Genomic DNA, 16487 nt, shown 5'->3' on the forward strand with positions numbered 1-16487 from the left:
TTATGGTGTTTAAAACTTATTAATATATGAACAAAATGTTCAGTATCAACATCATGAAGTCACAAGCCAGTCTGTCCCGTCGCCGGTTTTTACGAGGCAGGTTTAATCACGAACAAACCGTTCGTCCACCCTGGAGTATCAATGAGGCAGCATTCCTCGATACCTGTACACGGTGCACGGAATGTATTGAACGCTGCCCGAATGATTTGTTGAAACAAGGCAGTGGTGGTTTTCCGGAAGCCGACTTTTCAAGTGCTTTCTGCAGTTTCTGTGGTGAATGCCAGCAGGCTTGTCCGGTGGGGGCTTTATCCGATTCTTCAAACAGTCCATGGGCACTCAAGCCTGTGATCGGTGAAAGCTGTCTGGCGACAGCCGGTGTTTATTGTCGTACCTGTGCAGAAACCTGTGACTACGAAGTGATTGAGTTCCGGCTGCGTGTGAACGGCATGGCTGAACCTGATGTTAATCCCGATTTATGCCGGGGCTGTGGTGAATGCTCATCATCCTGTCCGGTTATTGCCATTGAGCTGAAACAACGACACCCATGAAGCACTCTACTATCGATCCGGTCAATGACAAGGCTTTCACCATCGCAGGACTGGTGGTTCATACACTGCCAGGTTGCAGTGCCAGTGTTGCAGACACTCTGAATGGTTTTGCCGGTGTCGAGGTACATCAAGCGGATCCAACGGGAAAGCTGGTGGTCACTGTCGAAGAGCAGGCTGGCGAGAAAACCATGATCGATACGATCAGCCGTATTAACCAGACGCAGGGTGTGATGTCAGCCGCGCTGGTGTATTCCCATCAGGGAACTGAAGACTGAATTCTAAATAACGTCACTGCTCAGGGAGTGAAACATGAAACAAAGTCGTCGTGACTTTATTAAAAGCAGCGCCGTAGCTGCTACCGCTGCGGCGGCCGGGGTCAGTGTACCGGCTTCTGCCAGCCAGCTGATTGCCAGCAGCAAGGATTCTGAAGTTAAGTGGGACAAAGCGGCGTGCCGTTTCTGTGGTACAGGTTGTTCGGTGCTGGTGGGTACCCAGAATGGTCGGGTAGTGGCCACTCAGGCTGATCCCGAATCTCCGGTTAACCGGGGTATGACGTGTATCAAGGGTTACTTCCTGTCCAAAATTATGTACGGCAAGGATCGTATTGAAACCCCTTTGCTGCGTATGAAAAACGGCCAGTTCGACAAGAACGGTGACTTTACACCGATCAGTTGGGATCAGGCGTTTGATATCATGGCCGAGAAGTGGAAAGCCGCTATCGCCAAAAACCGTAATTCTGACGAGATGCCAGCCGTTGGCATGTTCGGCTCCGGACAGTGGACGGTCTGGGAAGGTTATGCGGCTGCCAAGCTGATGAAAGCGGGCTTCCGTTCCAACCATATTGATCCTAACGCACGACACTGTATGGCTTCTGCCGTGGTGGGCTTTATGCGCACCTTTGGCATGGACGAGCCGATGGGTTGCTACGACGATTTTGAGCACGCCGACGCCTTTGTGCTCTGGGGTGCCAATATGGCAGAAATGCACCCGGTACTCTGGGCGCGTCTGACCGCCCGTCGTCTGGGTCATCCTCATGTCAAAGTAGCGGTAATGTCTACCTACAAACACCGTTCTTTTGAACTGTCCGACAACTCCATCATTTTCACCCCGCAGACGGATCTGGCCATTGGTAACTACATTGCCAACTACATCATTCAGTCCGGCAGCGTGAACGAAGCGTTTGTTAAGAAGCATACGCACTTCCGCCGTGGTGTCACCGACATCGGTTATGGTCTGCGTCCGGATCATGAGCTGGAGAAGAAAGCGGCTAATCCGGGCAATGGTGATTCCACACCGATGTCGTTTGAAGAGTATGCCGAGTTTGTCAGTGAGTACACCGTTGAGAAAGTCTCTCAGCTGTCTGGTGTTCCGGAACACAATCTGGAAGAACTCGCCAAGCTGTATGCCGACCCGAAGGTAAAAGTGGTGTCTCTGTGGACCATGGGCGTTAATCAGCACACCCGGGGTGTGTGGATGAACAACCTGATTTACAACATCCACCTGCTGACCGGCAAGATTTCCGAGCCGGGTAATGGTCCGTTCTCCCTGACTGGTCAGCCTTCTGCCTGTGGTACAGCCCGTGAAGTCGGCACTTTTGCCCATCGTCTGCCAGCGGACATGGTGGTGAATAACAAAGCACACCGTGATATGGCCGAGAAAATCTGGCAGCTGCCGGAAGGTACTGTACCGGGTACTGTGGGTTACCACGCGGTGCTGCAGAACCGAATGTTGAAAGACGGCAAGCTGAATGCTTACTGGGTGATGTGCACCAATAATATGCAGACAGCGCCCAATATTAACAATGAAAGCCTGCCGGGCTATCGCAACCCGGACAACTTTATTGTGGTGTCCGACCCTTACCCGACCGTAACCGGACAGGCTGCCGACCTGATTCTGCCAACCGCCATGTGGGTTGAAAAAGAAGGCGCCTACGGCAACGCCGAGCGCCGTACCCAGATGTGGTACCAGCAGGTGCAGGCTCCGGGTGAATCCCGTTCTGACCTGTGGCAGCTGATGGAGTTCTCCAAGCGCTTCAAAGTGGAAGAGGTCTGGTCAGACGAACTGCTGGAAAAAGCGCCGCACCTGCGTGACAAAACCCTGTTCGACGTGCTGTTCGCCAACGGTAAGGCCAATGAGTTCCCGTTGGATGAAATCCCTGAAGAACGTCTGAATCAGGAATCCCGTGATTTTGGTTTCTATGTCCAGAAAGGTCTGTATGAAGAGTACGCGACTTTTGGTCGTGGCAAGGCGCACGATCTGGCGGACTTTGAGGTGTATCACCAGACCCGTGGTAAACGCTGGCCGGTAGTGAATGGTGAAGAAACCTTATGGCGCTACCGTGAAGGTTACGACAGCTATGTGAAAGAAGGCGAAGGCGTTAACTTTTACGGCAAGCCTGATGGTAAAGCATGGATCTTTGCTCTGCCTTACGAGCCGCCCCATGAATCTCCGGATGAAGAATATGACCTGTGGTTGTCTACCGGACGAGTGCTGGAACACTGGCATTCCGGTTCCATGACCCGTCGTGTACCGGAGCTGCATCGTTCCTACCCTGATGCACAACTGTTTATGCATCCTGATGATGCTGCAGAGCGAGGCCTGCGCCGGGGAGAAGAAATCAAGGTAATTTCCCGCTATGGCGAAGTGCGCACCCGTGTAGAAACCAAAGGGCGTAACCGTATGCCAAAAGGTCTGACCTACATGGCGTTCTTCGATGCGAAACAACTGGTGAACAAGCTACTGGTGGATGCTACCGATCCGTTGTCCCGGGAAACGGACTTCAAGAAAACTGCCGTGAAAGTGGTAAAAGCCTGATTCAGGGAATTTGGAAGACTTCCATTGTCGTAAGGCCGGAAGTCTTCGCAGAAGATCAAGAGTGAAACAGACAATGAAAAAACTATTGAGTATCGCACTGGCAACAGCGATCAGCAGTATGGCGGTGGCGGATTTTGTCAACACCGATGAGCTGGGTGGTCTGGAATCCCTGCGCAGTGTCAATATCAGTGAAGAAGCGCCTGCAGAGCCTATGGCAAAAGTGATGGAAGGCAAGCGTTACGATCTGGAATTTGTGGAAATGCCACCGCTGGTACCGCATCAGATTGATCGTTCCCAGACCGATCTGAATGCCAACACCTGCCTGCAGTGCCACAGTTCCAATAATGCCAGCAAGTGGGGTGCAACCCGTGTTGCAGTGTCTCACTACAAAAACCGTGATGGTGAACAGCTGTCGGCTGTATCCCCGGATCGTTACTTCTGTCTGGCCTGCCACGTGCCTCAGCATGACTCGAAACCATTGAAGGAAAACACCTTCGAGCCGGTTCAGTCACTCAAGCCGTAAGGAGAGATTCATGGCAAAGGAATCGTTGATAAAACGTTGCTGGACTCTGCTTCGCAGCCCGTCCAGTAAAATCTCCATGGGCGTACTGCTGGCTTTCGGTTTTGTGGCTGCGCTGGTGTTTCAGGGCACCTTTACTGCGGTGCTGGACTACACCAACAGCATGGAATTCTGTGTCAGCTGTCACACCGATGACGCTTATCCGGAATTTCAGGCGACTGCCCACTATAGCAATGCTTCCGGTGTTCAGGCAGATTGTGCCAGTTGCCATATGCCGGCTGACTTTGGTCCGGGCATGCTGCGCAAAGTGCAGGCCAGCAAAGAAGTCTGGGCGCACCTGACCGGCAAGGTAGACACACCGGAAAAGTTCAACGCTCATCGTCGTACAATGGCCGAGCGTGAATGGGATCGTATGATGGCAAATGACTCCCGGGAGTGCCGTGCCTGTCATACCGAGAGTGCCATGGACCTGTCGCTGCAGTCGCTGGTGGCCCAGGACGCCCATACCCGCGCTCAGGAAACCGGTGAAACCTGTATCGAATGCCACAAAGGCATTGCCCACGAGCTGCCGAATATGAGCGGTGTACCGGGCTGGGATTAATCTGTAAATCGTCAGGGCGAATTTTCGCCCTGCACCCTTGAGGTAATTCAACGTGCTTGACGTGATCAACCTGTCAGCAGAGCGGGATGACCGTGTACTGTTCTCGAACCTTTCGACGTCTCTGGCAGGGGGTGCGTTACTGCAGGTTGAAGGGCCCAATGGTGCCGGAAAAACCACACTGCTGAGAATGCTTGCGGGTCTGTCAAACGACTATTGTGGCGACATACTCTGGTGTGGTGAACCACTCAGGCAGCGTTACAGCGAGTTCAGGCTGAACAGTTTTTATTTTGCCCATCGTCCTGCGGTAAAAGCAGAGCTGACGGCAGTAGAAAACATCCGCTGGCGCGCGGCATTACGTAATGAACATTATTCTGATGATGACGTGTATCAGGCTCTGAACCATGTTTGTCTGTCAGGCTTTGAAGATGTGGTCTGTAGTCAGCTGTCGGCGGGGCAGCATCGTCGTGTTGCACTGGCTGACCTGTCTTTAAGCAATGCGGCACTGTGGATTCTGGATGAACCGTTTACTGCCATAGACATTGATGGTGTGGCATGGCTTGAAACCCTGCTGGCTGAGCAGGTTGCCAGTGGCGGCAGTGTCATCATTACCAGTCACCAGAAGCTGTCATCCCTGTGCGGATCAGTATCCCGTATTAACCTGTCTGATTATCAGCACCTGCCTGACCGTGAAGCATCCGAACAGGAATCCGGGCTGTTTTTTTGATGATGTCGTTTAATTTCTCCACACCTTCCGAACCTTCACTCAAAGGTGGCAAAGCCTTTGTGACCCTGTTGAAAAGGGACCTGACACTGGCATTGCGCTCTCCCGGTCAGACCCTGAACCCGATGGCTTTTTATCTGATGGTGGCGAGCCTGTTTCCCATGGGTATCACCCCCAATCCACAGACACTGGCGCAGCTGGCAGGAGGCATTGTCTGGATTGGCGCACTGCTGGCGGTGTTGCTGTCACTGGATTCACTGTTTAAGTCAGACAGTGATGACGGTTCGCTGGATCAGTTATTGCTGTCGCCGCACCCTTTGCCTCTTCTGGTGCTGGCAAAAGTCACTGCTCACTGGTTGACGACGGGTGTCGCTTTGATTGTAATGGCGCCAGTGCTGGCACTGATGCTGCATCTGCCTGCTCATGCATTTTCTGCGCTTTGCCTGAGTTTGCTGCTGGGCACACCGCTGATGAGCCTTGTGGGTGCCATTGGTGCGGCACTGACCGTAAAGGTTCAGCGCGGAGGTGTTCTGCTGACCCTGTTGTCAATGCCACTTTATATCCCTGTTCTGATTTTTGGTACCGGAGCGGTTCGGGCAGCTATGGACGGATTGCCTTACTTCGGGCACCTGTTATGGCTGGCCGCTTTGCTGGTTCTGGCCTTATGCCTTGCACCTCTGGCTATTGCCGCGTCGTTAAGAATTCTGGTGGACAGTTAAGAAAGTATGAGTTCAACCTTGATTAAAAAATGGTTTCACAGCATTGCCTCGCCCCGGGGTTTTTATCAGTTCAGTGGTCGTCTAATGCCTTGGCTGGCAGCCATTACCGGTCTGTTAATGGTCACTGGCCTGGTATGGGGCTTACTGTTTACCCCGCCTGACTATCTGCAGGGCAACAGCTACCGGATTATTTTTATTCATGTGCCCGTGGCGTTTCTGGCCTCGGCGGCGTATGTGATGATGGCTGCTGCCGGAGCCGTTACCCTGATCTGGCGCATTAAACTGGCTGATGTGTTGTTAAAGGCAGCAGCACCTGTTGGCGCCTCTTTCTGTTTTCTGGCGCTGGTGACCGGTGCCATCTGGGGTAAACCGACCTGGGGGACCTGGTGGATCTGGGATGCGCGCCTGACCTCGGTACTGATTCTGCTGTTTCTTTATTTCGGTGTCATCGCCCTGCGCGGAGCCATCGCCAGTGAGCACAGTGCTTCCAAAGCCTGCGCTGTACTGACGCTGGTGGGTGTGGTGAATATTCCGATTATCAAATTCTCGGTGCAGTGGTGGAATACGCTGCATCAGGGCGCGACCCTGACACTCACTGAAAAGCCGTCGATGGCTCCCGAGATGCTTTATCCGCTGCTGATCAGTATTGCCGGATTTTATCTGTTCTTCCTGCTGGTACTGTTGCTGCGAATGCGCACTGAAATTCTGAACCGTGAGCGTCGTACTCAATGGGTTCAGACGCTGACTGGCAACGGACTGGAGAAATAAACACGATGTATTTTGATAATTTAGCCAGCCTGCTGCATATGGACGGACATGGTTTGTTTGTCTGGTCCGCCTACCTGATCAGTCTGGTGGTTGTGCTCTGGAATCTGGTCAGTCCATTAGTTGCCCACCGACGGGTACTCAAAACAATCAAACGACAAAAATTGTTGACTAACCGTCGTCCAATAAGGCTTCAGGGAGAGATGTCATGAATGCTATTCAACGTCAGCGACTGGTTCTGGTCGGCTTATTGGTGGCTGGTGTCACCGTGGCAATAACACTGGTTTTGTTTGCCCTGAGTGAAAATATTAATCATTACTACTCACCGGCCCAGATGGCTGCCGGTGAAGCGCCGGCTGGGCAGCGTATTCGTGGTGGCGGCGTGGTGGTAGAAGGCTCGGTGCAGCGCGCGGCGGATGGCCTGACGGTGTTTTTTGACATTACCGATGGTGCGGCCACCGTCCCCATGGAATTCACCGGACTGCTGCCGGATCTGTTCCGTGAAGGGCAGGGGGTCGTAGGTACCGGACACCTGAACGAAGCAGGACGATTTGTTGCCGAAGAACTGCTGGCACGACATGACGAGAACTATACGCCGACGGAAGTGCAACGGGCACTGGACGAGGCCGAGTCTCAGGAGGCGCTGCAATGACGCCCGAGCTTGGCTTATTTGCCCTGATAATTGCCACCTGTCTGGCCGTTATCCAGAGTATTGTACCGCTGGTGGGCAGTTATTCCGGCAATGCCCGCTGGATACAGTCAGGGCGCTCACTGGCTACCGGACAGTTTGTGTTCGTGCTGCTGTCTTATGCGGCGCTGGTACACGCCTTTCTGACCAACGATTTTTCGGTCGCCTATGTGGCCAATAATTCCAATACCTTGCTGCCAACCGTCTATAAAGTCACTGCCACCTGGGGTGGGCACGAAGGTTCTCTGTTGTTCTGGATGCTGACACTGGCTGGCTGGGGTCAGATTGTAGCGTTGCGCAGTCATCGTTTGCCGAATGAACTGTCGGCGAGGGTGCTGGCCGTTATCGGTATGGTCAGTGTTGGTTTTCTGTTGTTTATTCTGCTGACATCCAACCCGTTCGAACGCATTCTGCCTTACCCGCCAGTGGATGGTTCAGACCTTAACCCGCTGTTGCAGGACTTTGGCATGATTCTGCATCCGCCGACTTTGTACATGGGTTATGTCGGCTTTGCCGTTGCCTTTGCCTTTGCTATTGCTGCCCTGTTGGGGGGCGAGCTGGACAGTGCCTGGGCGCGCTGGGCCAGACCCTGGACGACAGTGGCATGGTCATTTCTGACGCTGGGTATTTCTCTGGGCAGCTGGTGGGCTTACTACGAACTTGGTTGGGGTGGCTGGTGGTTCTGGGATCCGGTCGAGAATGCCTCGCTGATGCCATGGCTGTCCGGAACGGCATTGATGCATTCACTGGCCGTGACTGAAAAACGCGGCCTGTTTAAAAGCTGGACCCTGCTGCTGGCAATCTGCACCTTCTCCCTGAGCCTGTTTGGTACATTCCTGGTGCGATCCGGTGTACTGACTTCGGTGCATGCTTTTGCCAGTGATCCTACCCGTGGACTGTTTATTCTGATTTATCTGGTGGTTGTCGTTGGTGCCTCGCTCACCCTGTTTGCTTTCAGGGCTCCGGCAGTCAGAAGCAAAATAGGTTTTCGACTGTTGTCCCGCGAAACCATGTTGTTGCTTAACAATATATTGTTAATGACCGCCTGTGCGACGGTTCTGCTGGGTACTTTATTCCCGCTGATTCTGGATGCGCTGGATATGGGCATGATTTCTGTGGGACCGCCGTATTTTAATGCGCTGTTTGTGCCACTGTCTCTGCTGCTGGCACTGACACTGGGGCTGGGTATTGTTTTGAACTGGAAACAAAACCCAGCCCGGTGGCTGATGGCGCAGGTGCGCTGGATTGTTCCGGTTTCAGTACTCGGCGGGGTGTTGATCAGTGCTCTGTATGGAGAAGTGTTCCTGCTTATTGAAGCAGTCGCCATGGCACTGGTGCTATGGATGATGCTGACCATTGGCAGGGATATCAGAAATAAAACCCGTCATGCCGGATTCGTCGCCGGACTGAAAAAGCTGAAGCCGGCCTGGTACGGTATGCATCTGGCGCATTTTGGTCTGGCAGTGACGTTTATTGGTGTGGCTTTAAGCGCCGGTTATTCTCTGCAGAAAGATGTGCGTATGTACCCCGGTGATACGGCACAGCTGGGCAACTACACCTATCGTCTGGACGATGTTGTGGTCAAGCAGGGACCGAATTATGTCTCCGATTTTGGCTACATCACCGCACTGAAAGACGACAAGCCGGTGGCTGTTCTGAACCCTGAGAAGCGCCTCTATCTGGTGCAGAATATGCCAATGACCGAAGCGGGCATCAGCCCAGGTCTGACCCGCGACTTGTATGTGGCACTGGGTGAACCTCTGGGTGATGGCAGCTGGGCGGTGCGTTTGCATGTGATGCCGTTTGTACGAATGATCTGGCTGGGTTCCATTTTTATGGCACTGGGTGGCTTCCTTGCCATTGCTGACCGGCGCTACCGGGTGCGAAAAACCCGACGCGCCGGAAAACGACAACACGACAATGGTTCTAATCAGCCTGCAGGAGCCATGGCATGAAGCGATTTATTCCTCTGCTGGTCTTTGCTGCGCTGGCGGTACTGTTGTATGTCGGGTTGCAGCAGGACAATAAATCGGTACTGCCAACCGCTCTGTTGAATCGGCCGATGCCTGAATTCAGTTTGCCATCGCTGCTGGAGCCAGAGCAGACGTTAAGCCTTGCTGACATGCCCGATGAATCATTCTTGCTGAATGTCTGGGGCAGCTGGTGTCCGGCCTGCAAGGTTGAGCATCCTTATCTGGTGGAGCTGGCGGGACAGGGTGTTCCTATCGTTGGCGTGAATTATAAAGACGATCGACAGGATGCCCTGCAATGGCTTGAGCGGCTTCACGATCCTTACCGGTTCAGTCTGGTAGACGCCGATGGACGTTTTGGTATCGAACTGGGTGTGTATGGCGCGCCCGAGACTTTTCTGGTAGACCGTAAGGGGATTATTCGCTATCGCCATGTTGGCGTGGTGAACCGGCAGGTCTGGGAACAGGATCTCCTGCCGCGCATAAAGACTCTGGAAAAGGAGCATGATCAGTGATCAGGACGTTATTAAAGACTTTGGGCGTATGTCTCTCGCTGTTTTTTAGCGTATCTGCCGTGGCGGCGATTGGTGTTTATGATTTTGATGAGCCGCAGCAGCGCGACCTGTTTAACCGGCTGAATGAAGAACTACGTTGCCCAATGTGCCAGAACCAGTCACTGGCGGATTCCAATGCGCCCATTGCCCGGGATTTGCGTCAGGAAGTGTATCGACTGATTACCGAAGAACAGGCCGATGAACAAGGTGTCATTACGTTTATGCTGGATCGCTATGGCGATTTTGTCCTGTATCGCCCGAGACTGGATAGCAGAACCTTACTGCTCTGGTTCGGGCCACTGCTGATTTTGTTGATGGCGCTGTTTGCACTGATTCGCATTGTCAGGAACAGCAAACAACCTTCTGATGAGGAGCCGCTGGATGATTGTCATCAGCAAGAGCTCGACAAGTTGCTGGGTAGAGAGAAATGATGTTTGAACTCTGGCTGATGATTTTCATTCTGGCATTGGCTGGCATGGGGTTTGCGCTGTATCCCATGCTGGGTCGTATTAAACCGGTGTCGGATGTCTCCAGTAAAGAATCCAATGTCGCCTACTTTCGGGAGCAGGAAGCAGAGCTACAGGCACAGGTAGAGCAGGGGCTGCTGACGGAAACGACAGCAGAACAGATGCGTTCCGAGCTTGAGAAAAAGCTGTTGAACGATGTTTCAGGCAGTGGGCAAAGAGCAGGGCTTGAACTGGGCAACAGCAAAGCCATTGCATTGTTTCTGGCGGTACTGATGCCGCTGACAGCTGTACCTTTATATATGAAACTGGGCGCGACACCTGAACTGAAAATCAGTCAGCTGATTCAGCAGTCGGGTGTCCCTTCCGGCGAGCTGGTGGAAGCACTGGAACAGTGGCGTGAAAAACGCCCGTATAATTCGCAGGCACTTTATATGCTGGGCAGTCGTTATCTGTCTGCGGGTGACACTGACAGGGCGGTTGACGCCTTTCAACAGCTTTATCTGGCAACCGGTGGAGCGCCTCAGGCGAGTGCCGAACTGGCCCAGTCGCTGTATGTCGCTGCGGATTATCAGATGACCGATGAGGTGCGTCGTTACTATCGGGAAACCCTGCACAATGATGACAACAATGCCATTGCTCTTGGCCTGAATGGTATCGATGCGTTTGCAAACGGAGACTACAACGAAGCCATTAGAGTCTGGAACCGGGCGTTGGGCGTTGAAGCCGATGTCGGTGTGCGTCAGTCCATTATGGACGGCATTAGCGAAGCGCGTGCCAGATTGGGCATGCCGTCACCGGAAGTGCGTATCAATCTTTCATTGGCTCCAGAGTTAGGTGAGGAGCTGGGTGAATTACCGGCGGACACCCGGGTGTTTATTTTTGCCCGTGAAAGCGATGGCAGTTCCCATCCGGTGGCTGTGATTCCCATGAATGTGGCAGACTTGCCGGGTGAATTTGTACTGGATGACAATGCCACTCGTATGATGGGCGGTACTTCGCTGGCAGGCATCAGCCATCTGGACATTATTGCCCGGATCAGTTTATCCGGTGATGTGTCGCAGGGTGATTATCAGGCTGATGCAAGGGCGGTTGACGTGTCTTCCGGTGAAACACTAGAACTGGTACTTCAGCCTCTGGGTTAGCGATTGTCATACAGGCACCTGCCAATATCGAATGTGACGCTGGCATGGTGTATTATCCCGCTTTAATGCTTAATTCTGATCAGGGTTGAATACCATCAACCCTCTGGTTTCTCTGGATAGAGCATAATTTCATTGAATATTGAAATTAGGATTAGAGATGTTAGATCCCAAGTACGTTCGTAGCAATCCTGAAGAAGTCGCTGCGATATTGCGTAAAAAGCACTTCGAGCTGGATGTGGAACGACTGACCGCCCTGGAAGAGCGTCGGAAGTCCCTGCAGGTTCGCACCGAGCAGCTGCAGAGTGAACGTAAGTCGGGTTCCAAGGAGTTCGGCAAAATCAAGGCGCAGGGCGGTGACATTGCCGAGCTGAAAGCCAGAATGGACAAAATTGCTGCGGAAGTGAAAGAGTCCGAACAGGAACTGGCTTCCCTGCAGGTAGAAATCAACCAGCTGCTGCTGGAAGTGCCTAACCTGCCGCACGAATCCGTGCCGGAAGGCAAGGATGAAGACGATAACGTTGAAGTTCGCACCTGGGGTACTCCACGTACATTCGACTTCGACGTTAAAGACCATGTGGACCTGGGCGCACCTCTGGGGCTGGATTTTGAAACCGGCACCAAGCTGTCTGGCGCGCGCTTCACCCTGATGCGTGGTCAGATTGCCCGTCTGCATCGTGCCATCGCCCAGTTCATGCTCGACGTTCAGACCTCTGAACACGGTTACGAAGAAGTGAATACGCCAGCACTGGTACACGATACGGCTCTGCTGGGTACCGGTCAGCTGCCTAAGTTCAGTGAAGACCTGTTCCGGACGGAAGTATCTGAGGACGGGCAAAAGCCGTTCTACCTGATTCCAACTTCTGAAGTGACCCTGACCAACATTGTCAGCGATTCCATTGTTGATGTGGATCAGCTGCCCCTGCAGTTCACGGCGCATACCCTGTGTTTCCGCAGTGAAGCCGGTAGTCATGGTCGTGACACCCGTGGTCTGATTCGTCAGCATCAGTTCGAAAAAGTTGAAATGGTGCAGGTAGTGCATCCGGATCAGTCTTTTGATGCTCTGGAAAAGATGACCGGTCACGCTGAAGCCATTCTGCAGAAGCTCGAACTGCCTTACCGTGTGGTGGCTCTGTGTGGTGGTGATCTGGGTTTTGGTGCCACCAAAACCTACGATCTGGAAGTGTGGGTGCCAGCCCAGGAGAAGTACCGCGAGATTTCTTCTGTCAGCAACTGCATGGATTTCCAGGCGCGTCGTATGAAGGCTCGTTTCCGCAATCCGGAAACCGGCAAGCCGGAACTGCTGCACACCCTGAACGGTTCAGGTCTGGCGGTAGGTCGTACGCTGGTGGCGGTGCTGGAAAACTATCAGAATGAAGACGGTTCCATTACTGTGCCGGAAGTATTGCGCTCTTACCTTAAGGCAGAATTACTGGCTTAAAACGCTGTTTGAGAAGCGCCTGAAGCAGCTAATGCTGCTTCAGGGGCAACCAGCCGGCATCATAGAGTTCTCTTGTGTTTTTTATTATTGGCACTTGGCTGCGCTTTAAGTAGCCTTGTGGAGTACCAAATATATAACTCATGTTACGCACCCCTTCATCGACTGAAGTTTCTGGAACGATGATTTCAATGCAGTGAGATAAAGCTTTGCCCGCAACTCAAAATGGTTTAAATCAAGCTTATTAGCCAGCACCTCGAGACGAAATGCCGAATATATCGACATAAACAGATGATTACTCTGCGTCAAAACTGTATAAGTCGGTGACTTGGCCATTGACGCATTAGATTTGAGTGTTTTATGGAAGACTTCAACTTTCCACCGTTTTTTGTAGATCGCCTTCAAAGCCTCTGCGTCACACTCAAGATCACTGCATATCAGATAGAGAATGCCCTTACTGCCTCTTGTTTGTAAAGACCTGCCGGAACAGCAGAACGGGGAAGTCCACGCCTGCAATCCAGCCTTTGATAGGCTTTTCTTCTGAGAAATCAATGGAATCTATGCGCTGTGAGCGCCCCCGACTTTTATCTTCCTCACTCAGCGAAACCTTCCGGTTTGACTTGCTGGCCATGACAAAATGCTTATCGCATTCGTGTCGTATATACAGCATGTTGTCGTTAGAACAGAACCAGCTATCTGCCAGCACGTAACGAAATTTGAGCTGATTATCACAGCAAACTTTCAGCATCTCCCGAAAGTCTTCGTTCTTGGTGGTTTCAGCCTTGCGTTTAACTTTTTTAGTTTTTACGTCGGAGTATTGAATAGGCTTTTCGATAAGCTTGTAGGCCACGGGAATAGAGATATCACCGACATGGTAAACAAAGTTGAGAAGGTTGATACCTTTTACCGAACGACCAAAGGTGTGATCAAAGTGCCATGCAATCAGGTCGTTCTCATCAGTGTAGAGTTTCTCCTGAATAGTGTCGTCGGCAATAAGTACTCCATCATCGCGCTCTTCCTGACGCACAACGGCTTTAACATGGTGCCAAAGAGTCTTACTGTCGAAGTGATTACGGGACAGAAGGCGTGTTACCTGATCATGGCTGTATGCGCCGTCCAGCAAAGATGACAGCTGTGTAGCTGTCGTTTTGCCGAATGAGGACAGCAGGTAATCGCTATACAGCTCAAACAGCTCTGTGTTCATGCTCTAAAGCATGGCAGATTTTTCTGGGTGCGTAACATGAGTATATAAGAGTAACTGTTGGTGTATATCGAAAGAAAAATGGTACCTTCGTTTATTGTGTGGAGTTCGTGCAAATTGTCTTTTTTTACACCAAAGTAAGACACCTCACCTTCACTTAGCCACATGTCTTTAGTTTTTTGAATAACCACTTTTGATAGATTGGGTAATGAAATAATATCGAAGTTCAGGCTTCTTAGTTGGCCTTTAACAATAACTATGACAGCATTGCTATTCAGATGATTATGAAGAACCATCTTGTCATTAGGCGGTATATAGAAAAAACCGGCAGCCACATGATCATTTTTAAGGCCGTCAAGACCAAAATCTGACAGGAACTCCTCACTCAATCCATTAAGGATTTTAGCGCAATATGGTTGGCTGTTAATTTTATTGTCAAGACTCTCCTTGTCATATTGTTCACATTGCGTAGTTTTTTTCAGATGCTCAAAATTCTTCACTACTGCTCTCATGTCTGGATGCCCAACAAGCCCACTGGACAGATGGGACAGTCCAGTCAGGTAACCGGTCTCCATATCAGGGTTAAGATTATACCCTGTAAAAAGCTGATCCATACCCTGCATGAAGCTTTCAGGTGTTACTTCCCCAAAGTTGTAAGCAAACACTGAATTACTCAGTAGCAACAGGCAGGATAGCTTCCATTTCTTGATATTCATATCAATTGCTCTTTAGTTACTGACATGATTCTCAGACTTTCACTGTGGTTGGATTTGGTTACCCAGTAAAGGAGAATGACTTTTCGAGCTTCTGAGAAAGTATACTTTTATGGCCTTTTGTCAAATTCGTAGCAGCTTTAGTCATGAGCAACCAGCTCTGTTGGTGCTTTATCCTGAATAAGGTTATTCAGCCATTTTTTCGAAACGACACGTATCAACACCAGAATGGATTTGGTGATTTCTTCACCAAGGCTACAGATAAAGACCAGAAGCAGCGGCCAGTGCCACCAGTTGGCAGCGAAGTAGGCCAAAGGCAGGCCTACGCCCCACATACCAACGATATTAATATAAACAGAGGCTTTTACATCGCCGCCAGAGCGTAACAAGCCAATGATGCCGGTGAAATTGATCACTCGTAATATCAGCGCCAGACCGGATGCAATCATGACATGGGCTGCCATCAGCATGGTGGACTCGTCAAAGTCGCCGAACAGGCTGACGATGTCATACCGGAAGAACACCATGAGTAAACCAATAGACAGCGCCGTCAGCGGTGCCAGCGTCAGCATAAGCAGGCCTTGTCGCCAGGCTCGTTGAAACTGGCTTGCGCCCAGATCCTGACTGAGGATGATTGATCCGCCAATACCGAATCCGATAAACAAAGACATCAGAATGGCTTCAATGGAGGATATGGCACTCATAACGGCCAGCTCATTGACGCCCATGCTCGCATAAATCAGGTTATAAAGAACGACACCAAAAGCCCAAAGGCCGTCCTGCAGAATAATCGGTATTGAAATCTGGTAGTAACGCTTCAGCTCGGTTTTTTTCATTGCCTGACGAATGTCGTCCAGTGCAGGTATGAGAAAAGTACGCTTGTGGCGGATATAACCGACCAGTAACAGTGTCTGGAACAAACGGGAAAGTGTTGTGCCCCAGGCCGAGCCTGCAACGCCCATGGCAGGAAAGCCCAATGCGCCGAAGATCAGAACATAGTTCAGGGCAATGTTGACCAGTATGGCGTAGAAGCCAATCCGGGTAGGGGTCTTGGCATCGTTGGCTGCACGCAGCGCAGACTCTAATGGAACGACAATCGCTGCACAGATAATAGAAGGCGCGGTAATCAGCAGATAAGTACTGCCAAGCTCCAGCAACTCGGCGTCACTGCTGGCAAGTCCCAGAATTTGTTCAGGGAATAACATGTACAAGACGATGAAGGGCAGGCTGACAGCAAGAGAAGTCAGTATTGCCTGACTCAATGTACGACGAAGTCCGCCTTTATCACCTGCACCAATGAATTGCGATGCCAGTACGGTCATACCACTGCCCAGTGCAGCAGTCAGAATCAGGTTGAAGAAGAAGATACGGTTGCCCAGGCCGACGGCGGCTACCGCTGTTTCACCCAGTCGGCCGACCATCATGATGTCGATCAGGCCTAACAGTGAAAACATCATGGCCTGAATGGAGACAGGAATGGCAAGATTCCAGAGTTTACGGAAAAAGGCTTTATTTTCAGCCGGATGTGATGTGAATGCCTGAATCATGCAGATCCTTCGCAGGTTGCCCTGAGTGCTTCCTGAAGTGTTATTGGTCGTTTTAATACAGCGATTAATCCGTAGGGCTGGG

At 51.5% G+C, this 16487-nt stretch carries 17 protein-coding genes and 1 pseudogene; 15 read left to right on the top strand and 3 right to left on the bottom strand.

What is annotated here, in order from left to right; all coding sequences use genetic code 11:
• Positions 1-26 precede the first annotated feature (26 nt).
• From napF to serS, 15 genes are all read left to right on the top strand, one after another.
• On the top strand, positions 27-548 hold the full coding sequence (gene napF, locus EZMO1_RS11080) for a ferredoxin-type protein NapF (RefSeq protein ID WP_051789465.1): 522 nt from the start codon (positions 27-29) through the stop codon (positions 546-548).
• Positions 545-823 (top strand): chaperone NapD, encoded by a 279-nt coding sequence (locus tag EZMO1_RS11085; protein WP_051789466.1) that lies wholly within the window; start codon positions 545-547, stop codon positions 821-823. The genes napF and EZMO1_RS11085 overlap by 4 nt, the downstream gene beginning before the upstream one ends.
• Before the next feature lie 34 nt (positions 824-857).
• Complete coding sequence (gene napA / locus EZMO1_RS11090; protein WP_034873248.1) at positions 858-3362, top strand: nitrate reductase catalytic subunit NapA; 2505 nt, start codon at positions 858-860, stop codon at positions 3360-3362.
• A 61-nt stretch (positions 3363-3423) separates the two neighbouring features.
• Positions 3424-3885, top strand: a complete 462-nt coding sequence (locus tag EZMO1_RS11095) for a nitrate reductase cytochrome c-type subunit (RefSeq protein WP_145912568.1) — start codon at positions 3424-3426, stop codon at positions 3883-3885.
• A 10-nt stretch (positions 3886-3895) separates the two neighbouring features.
• Entirely contained in the window at positions 3896-4483 is a 588-nt protein-coding gene (locus tag EZMO1_RS11100) for a NapC/NirT family cytochrome c (RefSeq protein WP_034873250.1), read from the top strand.
• 52 nt (positions 4484-4535) lie between these two features.
• A complete protein-coding gene (ccmA, locus tag EZMO1_RS11105; protein WP_051789467.1) occupies positions 4536-5207 on the top strand; it encodes a cytochrome c biogenesis heme-transporting ATPase CcmA in 672 nt (223 codons plus the stop codon).
• Positions 5207-5923: a heme exporter protein CcmB gene (gene ccmB, locus EZMO1_RS11110; protein ID WP_082211663.1), complete on the top strand. Its 717-nt coding sequence runs from the start codon at positions 5207-5209 to the stop codon at positions 5921-5923. The genes ccmA and ccmB overlap by 1 nt, the downstream gene beginning before the upstream one ends.
• A 6-nt stretch (positions 5924-5929) precedes the next feature.
• Positions 5930-6691, top strand: a complete 762-nt coding sequence (locus EZMO1_RS11115) for a heme ABC transporter permease (RefSeq protein ID WP_034873251.1) — start codon at positions 5930-5932, stop codon at positions 6689-6691.
• 5 nt (positions 6692-6696) lie between these two features.
• Positions 6697-6900, top strand: coding sequence for a heme exporter protein CcmD (gene ccmD / locus EZMO1_RS11120; RefSeq protein ID WP_034873253.1), 204 nt, complete (start codon positions 6697-6699; stop codon positions 6898-6900).
• Complete coding sequence (gene ccmE / locus EZMO1_RS11125; RefSeq protein WP_034873255.1) at positions 6897-7340, top strand: cytochrome c maturation protein CcmE; 444 nt, start codon at positions 6897-6899, stop codon at positions 7338-7340. Before ccmD ends, ccmE begins: the two co-directional genes overlap by 4 nt.
• Entirely contained in the window at positions 7337-9331 is a 1995-nt protein-coding gene (locus EZMO1_RS11130; protein WP_051789469.1) for a heme lyase CcmF/NrfE family subunit, read from the top strand. Before ccmE ends, EZMO1_RS11130 begins: the two co-directional genes overlap by 4 nt.
• Complete coding sequence (locus tag EZMO1_RS11135) at positions 9328-9861, top strand: DsbE family thiol:disulfide interchange protein (protein ID WP_034873256.1); 534 nt, start codon at positions 9328-9330, stop codon at positions 9859-9861. The genes EZMO1_RS11130 and EZMO1_RS11135 overlap by 4 nt, the downstream gene beginning before the upstream one ends.
• Complete coding sequence (locus EZMO1_RS11140) at positions 9858-10331, top strand: cytochrome c-type biogenesis protein (protein WP_086936409.1); 474 nt, start codon at positions 9858-9860, stop codon at positions 10329-10331. Before EZMO1_RS11135 ends, EZMO1_RS11140 begins: the two co-directional genes overlap by 4 nt.
• Entirely contained in the window at positions 10328-11509 is a 1182-nt protein-coding gene (gene ccmI, locus EZMO1_RS11145; protein ID WP_034873257.1) for a c-type cytochrome biogenesis protein CcmI, read from the top strand. Before EZMO1_RS11140 ends, ccmI begins: the two co-directional genes overlap by 4 nt.
• Positions 11510-11666: 157 nt before the next feature.
• Positions 11667-12947, top strand: coding sequence for a serine--tRNA ligase (gene serS, locus EZMO1_RS11150; RefSeq protein ID WP_034873258.1), 1281 nt, complete (start codon positions 11667-11669; stop codon positions 12945-12947).
• Positions 12948-13085: 138 nt separating this feature from the next.
• Here serS and EZMO1_RS11155 read toward each other — a convergent pair.
• The 3 genes and pseudogenes from EZMO1_RS11155 to EZMO1_RS11165 form a co-directional block, all read right to left on the bottom strand.
• Positions 13086-14148: pseudogene (locus tag EZMO1_RS11155) on the bottom strand (IS701 family transposase).
• Positions 14145-14861: a cupin domain-containing protein gene (locus tag EZMO1_RS11160; RefSeq protein WP_034873261.1), complete on the bottom strand. Its 717-nt coding sequence runs from the start codon at positions 14859-14861 to the stop codon at positions 14145-14147. Before EZMO1_RS11160 ends, EZMO1_RS11155 begins: the two are co-directional and overlap by 4 nt.
• A gap of 137 nt (positions 14862-14998) precedes the next feature.
• Positions 14999-16405: an MATE family efflux transporter gene (locus tag EZMO1_RS11165; protein ID WP_034873262.1), complete on the bottom strand. Its 1407-nt coding sequence runs from the start codon at positions 16403-16405 to the stop codon at positions 14999-15001.
• Positions 16406-16487: the final 82 nt, after the last annotated feature.

It is taken from the genome of Endozoicomonas montiporae CL-33 (assembly GCF_001583435.1).
In the GTDB taxonomy this organism is placed as follows: Bacteria; Pseudomonadota; Gammaproteobacteria; order Pseudomonadales; family Endozoicomonadaceae; genus Endozoicomonas_A; species Endozoicomonas_A montiporae.

Excerpts from the sequence above, each read along its gene's own strand:
- napF (WP_051789465.1), top strand. The coding sequence starts at position 27 with ATGAACAAAATGTTCAGTATCAACATCATGAAGTCACAAGCCAGTCTG.
- EZMO1_RS11085 (WP_051789466.1), top strand. The coding sequence starts at position 545 with ATGAAGCACTCTACTATCGATCCGGTCAATGACAAGGCTTTCACCATC.
- napA (WP_034873248.1), top strand. The coding sequence starts at position 858 with ATGAAACAAAGTCGTCGTGACTTTATTAAAAGCAGCGCCGTAGCTGCT.
- EZMO1_RS11100 (WP_034873250.1), top strand. The coding sequence starts at position 3,896 with ATGGCAAAGGAATCGTTGATAAAACGTTGCTGGACTCTGCTTCGCAGC.
- ccmB (WP_082211663.1), top strand. The coding sequence starts at position 5,207 with ATGATGTCGTTTAATTTCTCCACACCTTCCGAACCTTCACTCAAAGGT.
- EZMO1_RS11115 (WP_034873251.1), top strand. The coding sequence starts at position 5,930 with ATGAGTTCAACCTTGATTAAAAAATGGTTTCACAGCATTGCCTCGCCC.
- ccmD (WP_034873253.1), top strand. The coding sequence starts at position 6,697 with ATGTATTTTGATAATTTAGCCAGCCTGCTGCATATGGACGGACATGGT.
- ccmE (WP_034873255.1), top strand. The coding sequence starts at position 6,897 with ATGAATGCTATTCAACGTCAGCGACTGGTTCTGGTCGGCTTATTGGTG.
- EZMO1_RS11130 (WP_051789469.1), top strand. The coding sequence starts at position 7,337 with ATGACGCCCGAGCTTGGCTTATTTGCCCTGATAATTGCCACCTGTCTG.
- EZMO1_RS11135 (WP_034873256.1), top strand. The coding sequence starts at position 9,328 with ATGAAGCGATTTATTCCTCTGCTGGTCTTTGCTGCGCTGGCGGTACTG.
- ccmI (WP_034873257.1), top strand. The coding sequence starts at position 10,328 with ATGATGTTTGAACTCTGGCTGATGATTTTCATTCTGGCATTGGCTGGC.
- serS (WP_034873258.1), top strand. The coding sequence starts at position 11,667 with ATGTTAGATCCCAAGTACGTTCGTAGCAATCCTGAAGAAGTCGCTGCG.
- EZMO1_RS11160 (WP_034873261.1), bottom strand. The coding sequence starts at position 14,861 with ATGAATATCAAGAAATGGAAGCTATCCTGCCTGTTGCTACTGAGTAAT.
- EZMO1_RS11165 (WP_034873262.1), bottom strand. The coding sequence starts at position 16,405 with ATGATTCAGGCATTCACATCACATCCGGCTGAAAATAAAGCCTTTTTC.